The 13,467-nt window shown below is 66.8% G+C and carries 10 protein-coding genes; 7 read left to right on the top strand and 3 right to left on the bottom strand.

Features of this window, described 5'->3' with window-relative positions; translation table 11 throughout:
• The first annotated feature begins 34 nt into the window (after positions 1–34).
• The 3 genes from VL15_RS22610 to def all read left to right on the top strand — a co-directional run bounded on the left by VL15_RS22610 (position 35) and on the right by def (position 4,081).
• Positions 35–1,309 carry a cell division protein ZipA C-terminal FtsZ-binding domain-containing protein gene (locus VL15_RS22610; protein ID WP_048248642.1) on the top strand — a complete coding sequence of 425 codons (1,275 nt, stop codon included), beginning with the start codon at positions 35–37 and terminating at the stop codon, positions 1,307–1,309.
• A 166-nt stretch (positions 1,310–1,475) separates the two neighbouring features.
• Positions 1,476–3,551, top strand: coding sequence for an NAD-dependent DNA ligase LigA (gene ligA / locus VL15_RS22605; protein ID WP_048248641.1), 2,076 nt, complete (start codon positions 1,476–1,478; stop codon positions 3,549–3,551).
• The gene (gene def, locus VL15_RS22600) at positions 3,548–4,081 is read left to right on the top strand and encodes a peptide deformylase (RefSeq protein WP_048248639.1); all 534 of its coding nucleotides are present in this window, start codon (positions 3,548–3,550) and stop codon (positions 4,079–4,081) included. The genes ligA and def overlap by 4 nt, the downstream gene beginning before the upstream one ends.
• Before the next feature lie 123 nt (positions 4,082–4,204).
• Here def and VL15_RS40435 read toward each other — a convergent pair whose 3' ends face one another.
• From VL15_RS40435 to map, 3 genes are read right to left on the bottom strand one after another with little or no spacing between them, the layout of a single operon-like run.
• The gene (locus VL15_RS40435; RefSeq protein WP_080970915.1) at positions 4,205–6,283 is read right to left on the bottom strand and encodes a pseudouridine synthase; all 2,079 of its coding nucleotides are present in this window, start codon (positions 6,281–6,283) and stop codon (positions 4,205–4,207) included.
• A gap of 16 nt (positions 6,284–6,299) precedes the next feature.
• Positions 6,300–8,876 (bottom strand): [protein-PII] uridylyltransferase, encoded by a 2,577-nt coding sequence (locus VL15_RS22590; protein WP_048248637.1) that lies wholly within the window; start codon positions 8,874–8,876, stop codon positions 6,300–6,302.
• A gap of 41 nt (positions 8,877–8,917) precedes the next feature.
• Positions 8,918–9,733, bottom strand: a complete 816-nt coding sequence (gene map, locus VL15_RS22585) for a type I methionyl aminopeptidase (protein ID WP_048248635.1) — start codon at positions 9,731–9,733, stop codon at positions 8,918–8,920.
• Between the two features lie 379 nt (positions 9,734–10,112).
• Between map and rpsB the strand changes: the two genes are divergently transcribed.
• The 4 genes from rpsB (at position 10,113) to frr (ending at position 13,419) form a co-directional block, all read left to right on the top strand.
• A complete protein-coding gene (rpsB, locus tag VL15_RS22580) occupies positions 10,113–10,853 on the top strand; it encodes a 30S ribosomal protein S2 (protein ID WP_011352461.1) in 741 nt (246 codons plus the stop codon).
• Between the two features lie 162 nt (positions 10,854–11,015).
• Entirely contained in the window at positions 11,016–11,897 is an 882-nt protein-coding gene (gene tsf, locus VL15_RS22575; protein ID WP_048248633.1) for a translation elongation factor Ts, read from the top strand.
• 156 nt (positions 11,898–12,053) lie between these two features.
• A complete protein-coding gene (pyrH, locus tag VL15_RS22570; protein ID WP_048248631.1) occupies positions 12,054–12,767 on the top strand; it encodes a UMP kinase in 714 nt (237 codons plus the stop codon).
• Between the two features lie 91 nt (positions 12,768–12,858).
• Positions 12,859–13,419 carry a ribosome recycling factor gene (frr, locus tag VL15_RS22565; protein WP_048248629.1) on the top strand — a complete coding sequence of 187 codons (561 nt, stop codon included), beginning with the start codon at positions 12,859–12,861 and terminating at the stop codon, positions 13,417–13,419.
• Positions 13,420–13,467 lie beyond the last annotated feature (48 nt).

Raw genomic sequence — 13,467 nt, 5'->3', positions numbered from 1 at the left:
GTTCCGACGAAAAAGAATTGCTGATGGAGCGTGCATGGACGAGTTGACACTCGGTTTGATCGGCGCGGGCGCCGTCGTGGTGGGCGGCGTCGTGGTCTACAACGCATGGCAGGGCGCGAAGGTGCGGCGCAGGATGCCGCGCCCGATGCCGGAGGAAGCGGCCGAGGCGATGAATCGCCCCGAGCGCGACGAAGATTTGCCGTTCATCGAGCCGGTGCGCCAGCCGGTGCGGCGCGAGCCCGCGGCACCGGTTGCGGCGGCCGCCACGCCGGCCGAAGTCGCGCGTGTCGAGCCGACGTTCGGTGGCGCGGCACCTGCCGACATGCCGGCCGATCTGCAGGCCGAGGCGACCGGTGTCGATCTGTCGTCCGAGTCGACCGAACCGGCCGCCGGTGAAGCAGCGGTGCCTGTCGCCATGCACGAAGCGGCCGCTGAATCGGCCGAGCCGTCCGAACCGGTGCTGCCGGCGGCGACGACGATCTCGTCGGCGCCGCCCGCAATCGTCGATCGCCGGATCGACTGCATCGTGCCGATCCGCCTCGCCGGGCCGCTGCCGGGCGACAAGATCCTGCCGGCCGCGCAGCGGCTGCGCCGTGCCGGCAGCAAGCCGGTGCACATCGAAGGCAAGCCGGACGGCGGCCAGTGGGAGCTGCTGCAGAACGGCGTGCGCTACGACGAACTGCGCGCGGCCGCGCAGCTCGCGAACCGCAGCGGCGCGCTGAACGAACTCGAGTTCTCCGAATTCGTGACGGGTGTCCAGCAGTTCGCGGACGCGATCGACGGCGCGCCGGAATTCCCGGACATGATGGAAACGGTGGCGATGGCACGCGAGCTCGACGCCTTTGCCGCGCAATGCGACGCGCAACTGTCGATCAACGTGATGTCGGACGGCGCACCGTGGTCGGCGAACTACGTGCAGGCTGTCGCGTCGCAGGACGGACTGCTGCTGTCGCGCGACGGTACGCGTTTCGTGAAGCTCGACGCGAAGCAGAACCCCGTGTTCATGCTGCAGTTCGGCGACACGAACTTCCTGCGCGACGACCTCACGTACAAAGGCGGCAACATGATCACGCTGGTGCTCGACGTGCCAGTCGCCGAAGAGGACATCCTGCCGTTCCGGCTGATGTGCGATTACGCGAAGTCGCTGTCGGAACGGATCGGCGCGCGGGTCGTCGACGATTCGCGCCGGCCGCTGCCGGAGTCGACGCTGCTGGCGATCGAGCAGCAACTGATGAAGCTGTACGCGAAGCTCGAGGAAGCCGGCATTCCGGCCGGTTCGCCGGTCACGCGCCGCCTCTTCAGCCAGTAACGCGATTGCGCGGACCACGGCCTTCGGCGCCGTCGTTCGCCGTTGCAGCGCACACCTTTCCGTGTGCGCTGCAGCACGCTTGTCGGGCGCGCATTGCACGCCCCGCCACGGCGCCAAACTGAGATAATCGGGCATCCGATTTTCTCAGAACGAATTTGCCGCCAGCATGGCCCGAACCCAAGCCGAACCGCCAGCCAGCCAGCCCGACGCGCGTGCCGCGTGGCTGCGCGATCAACTCGAGCGGGCGAACTACGCCTACTACGTGCTCGACCAGCCGGATCTGCCCGACGCCGAATACGACCGGCTGTTCCGCGAACTGCAGCAGCTCGAAACCGACCATCCCGAACTCGTGACGCCCGATTCACCGACGCAGCGCGTCGGCGGCGAGGCGGCCGGCGGTTTCACGCCGGTCGTTCACGACGCACCGATGCTGTCGCTGAACAACGGCTTCGCCGACGAGGACATCGCAGCGTTCGACAAGCGTGTCGCCGACGCGCTCGACAAGACGACCGATCTCGCCGGCTCGGTGACGGAGCCCGTCGAATACGCGTGCGAACTGAAGTTCGACGGCCTCGCGATCTCGCTGCGCTACGAGCACGGCGTGTTCGTGCAGGCGTCGACGCGCGGCGACGGGACGACCGGCGAGGACGTGACCGGGAACGTGCGCACGATCCGCTCGATTCCGCTGAAGCTGAAGGGGGCGAATGTGCCGGCCGTGCTCGACGTGCGCGGCGAGGTGCTGATGTTCAAGCGCGATTTCGCACGCCTGAACGAACGCCAGCGCGCGGCCGAGCAGCGCGAATTCGCGAACCCGCGCAACGCGGCGGCCGGCAGCCTGCGCCAGCTCGACTCGAAGATCACCGCACAGCGTCCGCTGTCGTTCTTCGCATACGGAATCGGCGTGCTCGACGGGATGCCGATGCCCGACACGCACAGCGCGCTGCTCGACTGGTACGAGTCGCTCGGCCTGCCCGTGAACCGCGAGCGCGCGGTCGTGCACGGCGCCGAAGGATTGCTCGGTTTCTTCCGCAAGGTCGGCGAGAAGCGCGAGTCGTTGCCGTACGACATCGATGGCGTCGTCTACAAGGTCAACCGGCGCGACGAGCAGGAGCGCCTGGGCTTCGTGTCGCGCGCGCCGCGCTTCGCACTCGCGCACAAGTTCCCCGCGCAGGAAGCGCTGACGACGCTCGTCGCGATCGACGTGCAGGTTGGCCGTACCGGCGCGATCACGCCGGTCGCGCGACTCGAGCCCGTGTTCGTCGGCGGCGCGACCGTGACCAACGCGACGCTGCACAACGAGGACGAGGTGCGCCGCAAGGACATCCGGATCGGCGACACCGTGATCGTGCGGCGCGCGGGCGATGTGATTCCGGAGGTTGTCGGCGCGCTGCTCGACCGGCGCCCGGACGATGCGGCCGAATTCGTGATGCCGACCGAGTGCCCGGTGTGCGGCTCGAAGATCGAGCGCCTGCCGGACGAGGCGATCGCGCGCTGCACGGGCGGCCTGTTCTGCCCGGCGCAGCGCAAGCAGGCGCTGTGGCACTTCGCGCAGCGCCGCGCGCTCGACATCGACGGGCTCGGCGAGAAGATCATCGACCAGCTCGTCGACCTGAATCTCGTGCGCACGCCGGCCGACCTGTTCAATCTCGGCTTCGCGACGCTTGCGGAGCTCGACCGGTTCGCCGAGAAGTCTGCGCAGAACCTGCTCGATTCGCTCGAGAAGGCCAAGCACACGACGCTCGCGCGCTTCATCTACGGGCTCGGTATCCGCCATGTCGGCGAATCGACCGCGAAGGATCTCGCGAAGCACTTCGGCTCGCTGACGCCGATCATGGACGCGTCGCTCGACGAACTGCTCGAAGTCAACGACGTCGGGCCGATCGTCGCCGAATCGCTCCACCAGTTTTTCGCGGAAGAGCACAACCGGACCGTGATCGAGCAGTTGCGCGCGCCGGGCAAGGTCACATGGCAGGAAGGGCCGCCCGCGCCGAAGGCGCCGCAAGGCGTGCTGGCCGGCAAGACGGTCGTGCTGACGGGCACGCTGCCGACCCTCACGCGCGATGCCGCGAAGGAGATGCTCGAAGCGGCGGGCGCGAAAGTGGCGGGCTCGGTATCGAAGAAGACGGATTACGTGGTCGCGGGCGCCGAAGCCGGCAGCAAGCTCGCGAAGGCCGAGGAACTCGGCATCCCCGTGCTGGACGAAGACGGCCTGCACCAACTCCTGGAGGGTAATACGCCATGATTCGCGAGATCCTGAAGATGGGCGATCCGCGCCTGCTCGAAATCGCCAAACCGGTCGAGCGGTTCGACACCCCCGAACTGCACGAGATCGTCGCGGACATGTTCGAGACGATGCACCACGCGAACGGTGCCGGCCTGGCCGCGCCGCAGATCGGCATCGGGCTGCAGATCATCATCTTCGGCTTCGGCAACAACAACCGCTACCCGGATGCGCCGCCGGTGCCCGAGACCGTGCTGATCAACCCGAAGATCGAGTACATGCCGCCGGACATGGAAGAGGGCTGGGAAGGCTGCCTGTCGGTGCCGGGCATGCGCGGCGTCGTCAGCCGCTACGCGAAGGTGCGCTACAGCGGCTTCGATCAGTTCGGCCAGAAGATCGATCGCGTTGCCGACGATTTTCATGCGCGTGTGGTCCAGCATGAATACGATCACCTGATCGGCAAGCTGTATCCGATGCGGATTACCGACTTCACGCGCTTCGGCTTCACCGAGGTGCTGTTCCCGGGGCTCGATCCGGCCGCCGACGACTGACCGGCATGCGAGGCGGCCGGCGTGCTGCCGGTGCCCGGTTCGCCACGTCCGGTCCACCGGAAACGAAAAAGCCCGCATGCGCGCGGGCTTTTTCATTGCATGGCACACATCGCGTGCCCGCGGTCAGAACGTCTCGTCGGCCGACAGATAGCGCCATTGCCCTTGCGGCAGCGCGCCCAGCATCACACGCCCCATCCGCACGCGCTTGAGGCCGACCACGTCGAGGCCGACCAGTTCGCACATGCGGCGGATCTGGCGCTTCTTGCCTTCGCGCAGCACGAAACGCAGCTGCTCGCCGTTCTGCCAGCTCACCATCGCGGGCTTCAGCGCGACGCCGTCGAGCTCGAGGCCGTGGCGCAGCTTCGCGAGCGATTCCGCGGGGAAGTGCTGGTCGATGTCGAGCAGCCGTTCGCCGAAGCGCACCCGCACCAGGTACTCCTTGTCGATGTCCGACTGCTCGCCGATCAGCTGTTTCGCGATCCGGCCATTCTGCGTCAGCACGAGCAGGCCGGTGGAATCGATGTCGAGCCGGCCGGCCGGCGCAAGCGCGTGCAGGTGCTGCGGCGAGAAGCGCTGCGGCGAATGGTCGCCGCTCCAGTGGTTCCCGCGCGTGATCAGCACGGCCGCCGGTTCATAACCGTCTTCAGCCTGACCTGACACATAGCCGACCGGCTTGTGCAGCAGGATCGTCACCTGCGCGGCCTGCTCGGCGCTCGCGCGTTCGTCGATCTCGATCTTCTGGTCGGCGCGCACCTTGGTGCCGAGCGTGTCGATGCGTTCGCCGTCGACGAGCACCCAGCCCTTTTCGATCCACTCGTCGGCTTCGCGGCGCGAGCACATGCCGAGTTCGGACATCCGTTTCGACAGGCGCATCAGGCCCGTTTCGTCGCCGTAATCGATGTCGGCCGCCTGGCGCTTGACGGGTTGCGAGGTCTTCAGGCCTGCACCGGTCGAGCGGCGCTCGGTGCCGCTACGCTCGTCGGCGCGTGCGGGGCGAGCCGGGCGGTCGCCGAAGCTGCGCTTCGCGCCTTCGCCTGCTGCCTTGTCGCGATAGGGTGCGCGTGCGCCGCCTTCGCCGGTGCTTGCGCGGCGCGGACGTGCATCGTCATCGCTGCGACGAGCCGGTCGGTCGGACGGCGTACGGCTGTCACCGAAGCTGCGTTTCGGGCCGTCGCCGGTTGCCTTGTCGCGATAGGGCGCGCGTGCGCCGCCTTCGCCGGCACCTGCGCGACGCGGACGTGCATCGTCATCGCTGCGGCGGGGCGGACGGTCCGACGGCGTACGGCTGTCGCCGAAGCTGCGCTTCGGGCCGTCGCCAGTTGCTTTGTCACGATAGGGTGCGCGCGGGCCGCCTTCTGCGCCTGCGCGGCGCGGACGTGCGTCGTCATCGCTGCGACGGGGCGGACGATCCGACGACGTGCGGCGCTCGCCATAGCTGCGCTTCGGGCCTTCGCTGGTTGCGTTGTCGCGATAGGGTGCGCGCGGGCCGCCTTCGGCGCCCGCGCGGCGCGGCCGTGCGTCGTCGTCGCTGCGGCGCGGCGGGCGGTCGCCGAAGCTGCGCTTCGGGCCGTCGCCGGCTGCCTTGTCCCGATAGGGCGCACGCGGGCCGCCTTCGGCACCTGCGCGGCGCGGCCGTGCATCGTCATCACTGCGACGAGGCGGGCGGTCCGACGACGTGCGGCGCTCGCCATAACTGCGCTTCGCACCTTCACCGGCTGCGTTGTCACGATAGGGCGCACGCGGGCCGCCTTCGGCACCCGCGCGGCGCGGCCGTGCATCGTCGTCGCGACGGGGCGGGCGCGCGTCGGGATTGCCGCGGCTGAACGGCTTGTCACCGCTGCGGCGGTCGCCTGCCGGTCGGGCATCGGTGCCACGATACGGGCGGGACTCACCGCGCTCGCCACGCGCCGCGGGCTTGCCGTCAGCGCCGCGATAGCTGCTGCGTTCGGCACCGCCGTCGCGCGGCGCACGCTTGGCCGTTGCGCGATCCGCGCCCGGGCGCTCGGCGCCCGCGGCGCCGCGCGGCTTGAACGTGCGTTCGCCGCCGGCAGCCGGGGCCGCCTTTTTCGGGCGCGCCGGCTTGTCTGCCGCGGGCGGCGGGGCGGGGCGCACCGCCTTGCGGGCAACGTGGCTGCCGGAGCGGACGGGTGCGCGGGTCGGCGACGCCGGCTGCGGATTCTTGACGGTCAGTTTGGTGCGCATAAACGCTGGGATTCATTCAGACTGCGATCGCGCGCAGCAATTCGGTTTCGAGCTGGATCTGCAGGCGGTTGTCGGACAAGCCGGCGCCCGCGAGCAGGAAGATGTCCTCGACGCGTTCGCCGAGCGTATTGATCCGCGCCGCATGGACGCCGACCCGATGCTCGGCGAGTACGCGCGCGATCGAATAGAGAAGGCCCGGCCGGTCGTTGGCGGACACGGACAGGATGTAGTACTGGCCGCGCTCGTCGGCCCGCAGGTCGACGCGCGGCGTGATCGGAAACGTCCGGGACAGCCTCGACAGGCGGCCCTTGGACGGCTCCGGCAGCGGTGCCGTTTCGGCGAGACGCGTCGCGAGCTGCTGCTCGACGAGATTCGCGATGTCGCGGTACCGCACGTCACGTTCGGTCTGCGTGACGATGAAGTTGTCGAGTGCATAGCCGTGCCGCGTCGTGCTGACGCGCGCGTCGAGCACCGACAGCCCGTTGCGGTCGAAATACGCGCAGATACCCGCGAACAGGTCGGGGCGGTCCTTCACGTACACGAGCACCTGCAGCGCGTCGCCGATCGGCGACGGCCGCGCGCGGACGATCGCGGTTTCGGCGTTCACGTGCCGGTACAGCACACGCGTCTGCCACGCGATGTCGGCCGCATCGTGACGCAGGAAGAAGCCGACATCGAGTTGATCCCACAGCGCGCGGTGCGCGTCGTCGGGCACGGTCTCGAGGCGCAGCAGCGCGAGTGCCTGTTCCTGCCGCGACTTCAGTTCCGAATGCGCGTCGGGGTTGGCGCCGCCGAGCACCGCGAGCGTGATGCGGTATAGGTCCTCGAGCAGCTTGCCCTTCCACGTGTTCCACACCTTCGGGCTCGTGCCGCGGATATCGGCGACAGTCAGCAGGTAGAGCGCGGTGAGCCGTCGTTCGTTGCCGACGAGTTCGGCGAAGCGCTTGATGACTTCGGGGTCGCTCGTGTCCTGCTTCTGCGCGACCTGGCTCATCGTCAGGTGATGCTGGACGAGCCACACGATCAGTGCCGCGTCGTCGCCGGTGATCCCGTGCTCGCGGCAGAAGCGCCGCGCGTCGGCCATCCCGAGCGTCGAGTGATCGCCGCCGCGGCCCTTCGCGATGTCGTGGAACAGCGCCGCGACATACAGTACCCACGGGCGCTCGAAGTTGCCGATCAGCTGGCTGCAGAACGGATATTCGTGCGCATGCTCGGCGACCGCGAAGCGGCGGATGTTGCGCAACACCATCAGGATATGCTGATCGACCGTGTACACGTGATACAGGTCGTGCTGCATCTGGCCGACGATGCGGCGGAAGTTCAGCAGGTAGCGACCGAGCACGCTCGTCTGGTTCATCAGCCGGAACGCGTGCGTGATTCCTTCGGGCTGCTGCAGGATCAGCATGAACGTGCGGCGGTTCTGCGGATCGCGGCGCCACGCGTTGTTCATGATTTCGCGCGAGTTGTACAGCGCGCGCAGCGTGCGTGCGGACAGGCCCTTTACGCCGCGGGTCGTTTCGTACAGCAGGAAGGCTTCGAGGATCGCGTCGGGATGGCGTTCGAACACGCTGTCGTCGACGATCTCGAGCATCCCCTGTTTCTCGACGAAGCGATCGGGCGACAGCACGCGCGTGATGCCGCTCGTCGCGGGGAACAGCTGCGCCTCGATGTTCTGGATCAGGATCGTCGCGAGCTGCGTGACGGCTTTCGCGGCCCAGTAATAACGACGCATCAGTTGTTCGCTCGCGCGCTTGGCCTGCGTCGGCTGGTAGCCGAAGCTCTCGGCCGCCTGCGTCTGCAGGTCGAAGACGAGCATGTCCTGGCGGCGGCCGGCGATCACATGCAGCCGCGCGCGCAGCGTCTTCAGGAAGCCTTCGTTGCGGCGCAACTCGCGCGCTTCGCGTTCGGAAATGAGGCCTCGCGTGTCGAGCTCGCGCCAGCTGCTGCCGAAACCCGCCGCGCGTGCGATCCACAGGATCGTCTGCAGGTCGCGCAGCCCGCCGGGGCTTTCCTTCACGTTCGGTTCGAGGCTGTACGGCGTGTCCTGGAACTTCGCGTGGCGCTGGCGCATCTCGAGCACTTTCGCGGTGTAGAACGCGCGTGCGTCGAGCGCCTCGTGGTAGCGCACCGTGAAGCGCTCGAACAGCGCGGTGCTGCCGACGATGCGGCGTGCTTCCAGCAGGGACGTCTGTACCGTGACGTCCTGCGACGCCTCGTCGATGCACTGCGCGACCGTGCGCACGCTGCTGCCGATCTCGAGGCCGAGATCCCACGCCATCCCGATGAAGCGCTCGATGCGCGCATCGAGCGCCGGGTCGTGCGCATCGGGCAGCAGCACGAGGATGTCGACGTCGGAATAGGGCGCGAGCTCGCCGCGCCCGTAGCCGCCGACGGCGACGAGCGCGAGTGTCGCGGGCAGCCCGCATTCGTCCCACACGCGCTTCAATGCGTCGTCGGTGAGTTTCGACAGCGCGTGCATCAGCGACGCGACGTTCGTCGCGCGGCGAAAGCGCTCGAGCATGTCGGTCTTGGCGGCCTTGAATTCGGCGCGCCGCGACAGCGCTTCGGGAGAGGGGGCAGCGTGAGCGCTCATGGGGGGCCGTTCAGGTGCGGGCGGGGCGGGCGCGACGGCGCTCAGACCGCGGCGGTCGGTTGCGCGAACACGGGGCGCGCCGGCGTGCCTGCCGACACGGTCAGCACGTCGTAGCCGGTTTCGGTGACGAGCACCGTGTGCTCCCACTGCGCGGACAGGCTGCGATCGCGCGTCTTGACCGTCCACTGGTCGGGCATCGTGCGGATGTCGCGCTTGCCGGCGTTGATCATCGGCTCGATCGTGAAGATCATCCCGGGCTTCAGCTCGATGCCCGTGCCCGGCCGGCCGTAATGGACGACCTGCGGATCCTCGTGGAACACCGTGCCGATGCCGTGGCCGCAGTATTCGCGCACGACGCTGTAGCCCTGCGCTTCCGCGTGCTTCTGGATCGCGTAGCCGATGTCGCCGAGGTGCGCGCCGGGCTTGACCTGGTCGATGCCGAGCCACATGCACTCGTAGGTGGTCTGCACGAGGCGCTTCGCGAGGATCGAACCCTCGCCGACGATGAACATCCGGCTCGTGTCGCCGAAGTAGCCGTTCTTGATCACGGTGATGTCGATGTTCAGCGCGTCGCCGTTCTTGATCACCTTCTCGCCGGGAATGCCGTGGCAGATCACGTCGTTGACGGAAATGCAGGTGGCCTTCGGGTACGGCGGGTAGCCGGGCGGCTGGTAGTTCAGCGGCGCGGGGATCGTGCCCTGCTCGTTGAGCATGAACTCGTGGCAGAGGCGATCGAGTTCGGCGGTCGCGATGCCCGCGACGACGTGCGGCGTGATGAAGTCGAGCACTTCGCTCGCGAGACGGCAGGCGACGCGCATCTCGGCGATATCGTGTTCGTTTTTGAGCGTAATAGCCATCGAGGTATGCCTGGAATGCGGTGAATTGACGGATTATCGCACCTTATGGCGGGCCTCGCAGCCCCTGCCGGCCGCGCGGATGCGGGTTTTCGCGGATTGTCCGGCCGGCTGCCGCGCGGCAAGCGAAAGTGGTGCGCGACTTGAGAGCGGACAAATCGGCGTGCTATACTCTTTGGCTAAGTCGATATCCAAATGCTGAGTTTTCCCCATCTTGGGGCAGCATCGCGGTGAAAGGCTTACGGCACGGGCATTCCGCACGTGCCGAATCGCAAGCCGGCGCAACCAGGGTGCCGGCCGCGCTGAATTCGACGCCCTTCGGGGCAGGTTCGCGCGGCGGTACGGCAGCCGGCTTAAGACCCAACCCTCGTGGAGAATTTACATGGCAGTTACGATGCGCCAAATGCTGGAAGCGGGTGTCCACTTCGGTCACCAGACGCGCTTCTGGAACCCGAAGATGGCTCCGTTCATTTTCGGTCACCGCAACAAGATTCACATCATCAACCTCGAAAAGACGCTGCCGATGTTCACGGACGCACAGAAGTACGTGCGTCAGCTGGCAGCGAACCGCGGCACGATCCTGTTCGTCGGTACGAAGCGCCAGTCGCGCGACACGATCGCTCAGGAAGCACAGCGCGCAGGCATGCCGTACGTCAACGCACGCTGGCTCGGCGGCATGATGACGAACTTCAAGACGCTGAAGGTGTCGATCAAGCGCCTGAAGGACATGGAAGCGGCCGTCGAATCGGGCGAAACCGAGAAGATGAGCAAGAAGGAAGCGCTGCTGTTCGAACGTGAAATCGCCAAGCTGCAAAAGTCGATCGGTGGCGTGAAGGACATGGGCGGCATTCCGGACGCGATCTTCGTCGTCGACGTCGGCTACCACAAGATTGCCGTCACCGAAGCGAACAAGCTGGGCGTGCCGGTCATCGCCGTGGTCGATACGAACCACTCGCCGGAAGGTGTGGACTACGTGATCCCGGGCAACGACGACTCGAGCAAGGCAGTCGCGCTGTACGCTGAAGGCGTGGCCGACGCGATCCTCGAAGGCCGTGCGAACGCGGTCAACGAAGTGGTCCAGGCAGCACGCGGCGACGACGAGTACGTCGAGGAAAACGCGTAACTGGCCCCGAGCCGGCGCAAAAAGGGGGCTCTCAACAGGCCCCCTTTTTTTAAGCTTGTGCGCCGGACCTGATCGCGCCGAATCGGCGCGGGTCCGGAAACGAATCTCGGCCGTCCGCGTCAAAGCGGGCGGCGTTGTGAATACAGACTCAAGGAGCGAATGATGGCGGCAATTACCGCAAGCATGGTGGCAGAACTGCGCGCAAAGACCGACGCACCGATGATGGAGTGCAAGAAGGCGCTGACGGAAGCCGACGGCGATCTGGCCAAGGCTGAAGAGCTGCTGCGCGTCAAGCTCGGCAACAAGGCGAGCAAGGCGGCATCGCGCGTGACGGCTGAAGGCGTCGTCGCATCGTTCGTCGGCGGCAACGCAGGCGCGCTGGTCGAACTGAACTGCGAAACCGACTTCGTCGCGAAGAACGACGACTTCCTCGCGTTCTCGAAGACGGTCGCCGAACTCGTCGCGACGCAGAACCCGGCCGACGTGGCCGCGCTGTCGGCACTGCCGCTCGAAGGCTCGACGGTCGACGCAGTGCGTCTGGCACTGGTCGGCAAGATCGGCGAGAACGTGTCGATCCGCCGTTTCGTCCGCTTCGAAACCGCGAACAAGATCGCGACGTACCTGCACGGCGCGCGTATCGGCGTGATCGTCGAGTACACGGGCGGCGAAGAGCAGGTCGGCAAGGACGTCGCGATGCACATCGCGGCAATGAAGCCGGTCGCGCTGTCGTCGGCTGATGTTCCGGCCGAGCTGATCGAGACGGAGCGCCGCGTGGCCGAGCAAAAGGCTGCGGAATCGGGCAAGCCGGCCGAAATCGTCGCGAAGATGGTCGACGGTAGCGTCCAGAAGTACCTGAAGGAAGTGTCGCTGCTGAACCAGACGTTCGTGAAGAACGACAAGCAGACGATCGAACAGATGCTGAAGGCAGCGAATGCCGCAGTGCAGAAGTTCGCGCTGTTCGTCGTCGGCGAAGGCATCGAGAAGCGCCAGGACGACTTCGCCGCCGAAGTGGCCGCGCAAGTCGCAGCAGCAAAGCAGCAGTAAGCAGTCAGGCAGTATCCGCGGCGGGCGTCCGCTCCGCCGCGGTCGGCGCCGCCGCCGGCCGGCCGGGAAACCCGGTCCGACCGTCGGCGCTTGCCCGAATCAGTATTTCGCCCCTACAGTTCGTGGTTGTCATCCTCTCGTCGCTCGGAAGCCCCTATGTCCAATGCCTATAAACGCGTCCTCCTCAAACTCTCCGGCGAAGCGCTGATGGGCGACGATGCCTTTGGCATCAATCGCGCGACGATCGAACGGATGGTGGCCGATATCGCCGAAGTCGTGCGTCTCGGGACGCAGCTTGCGGTCGTGATCGGCGGCGGTAATATTTTCCGCGGTGTCGCGGGTGGCGCAGCCGGCATGGACCGCGCGACCGCCGACTACATGGGGATGCTTGCCACGATGATGAACGCGCTGGCGCTGCAGGACGCGATGCGCCACGCCGGCATCGAGGCGCGCGTGCAGTCCGCGCTGCGGATGGACCAGGTCGTCGAGCCGTACATCCGGCCGCGCGCGATCCGTCAGCTCGAGGAAGGCCGGGTCGTGATCTTCGCGGCCGGCACGGGCAACCCGTTCTTCACGACGGACACGGCCGCCGCGCTGCGCGGTTCGGAAGTGGGCGCCGAGGTCGTATTGAAGGCGACCAAGGTCGATGGCGTATATTCTGCCGATCCGAAGAAGGATCCGGCGGCCACGCGCTACACGACGATCACCTTCGACGAGGCGATCAGCCGCAACCTGCAGGTGATGGACGCGACGGCCTTTGCGCTGTGCCGCGACCAGAAGCTGCCGATTCGCGTGTTTTCGATCAACAAGCCGGGCGCGCTCAAGCGCATCGTGCTGGGCGAGGACGAAGGTACGCTCGTCCACGTGTAAACTCCCGCGGATGCGGGTCGTCGGCCCTGGTGTGCATGGTGCGCCGGGCAGTGCCCGCATTTTTTGAAGGTTTGAAGGTTCGGAGGTTGAAATGAGTGTCGCTGATACCAAGAAGGGCGTCGAGCAGAAGATGCAGCGCTCGATCGATGCATTCAAGAGCGATCTGGCGAAGATCCGTACGGGCCGTGCGCACACCGGCATGCTCGATCACGTGCAGGTCGACTACTACGGGTCGATGGTGCCGATCTCGCAGGTTGCCAACATGACGCTCGTCGACGCGCGCACGATCGGTGTGCAGCCGTGGGAAAAGCCGATGGTCGCGAAGGTCGAGAAGGCCATTCGCGAAGCCGATCTCGGCCTGAACCCGGCAACGTCCGGCGACCTGATCCGCGTGCCGATGCCCGCGCTGACGGAAGAGCGCCGCCGCGAGCTGACCAAGGTCGTCAAGAGCGAAGGCGAAACGGCCAAGGTCGCAATCCGCAACCTGCGCCGCGACGCGAACGAAGCGCTCAAGAAGCTCGTGAAGGACAAGGAAATCTCGGAAGACGACGAGCGCCGTGCGAGCGACGACGTGCAAAAGCTGACCGACAAGCACGTGGCCGAAATCGACAAGCTCGTGCAAAGCAAGGAAGCCGAGATCATGACGGTTTGACGACCGTCCTCGCGCGCCGCCTTCTTCCCGCATTACTGTCTCAACGGC

The sequence above is a fragment of the Burkholderia cepacia genome, from assembly GCF_001039005.1.
Lineage (GTDB): Bacteria > Pseudomonadota > Gammaproteobacteria > Burkholderiales > Burkholderiaceae > Burkholderia > Burkholderia theae.
The sequence above is the reverse complement of the archived record's forward strand: the minus strand, read 5'-3'. Positions and strand labels throughout refer to the sequence as shown.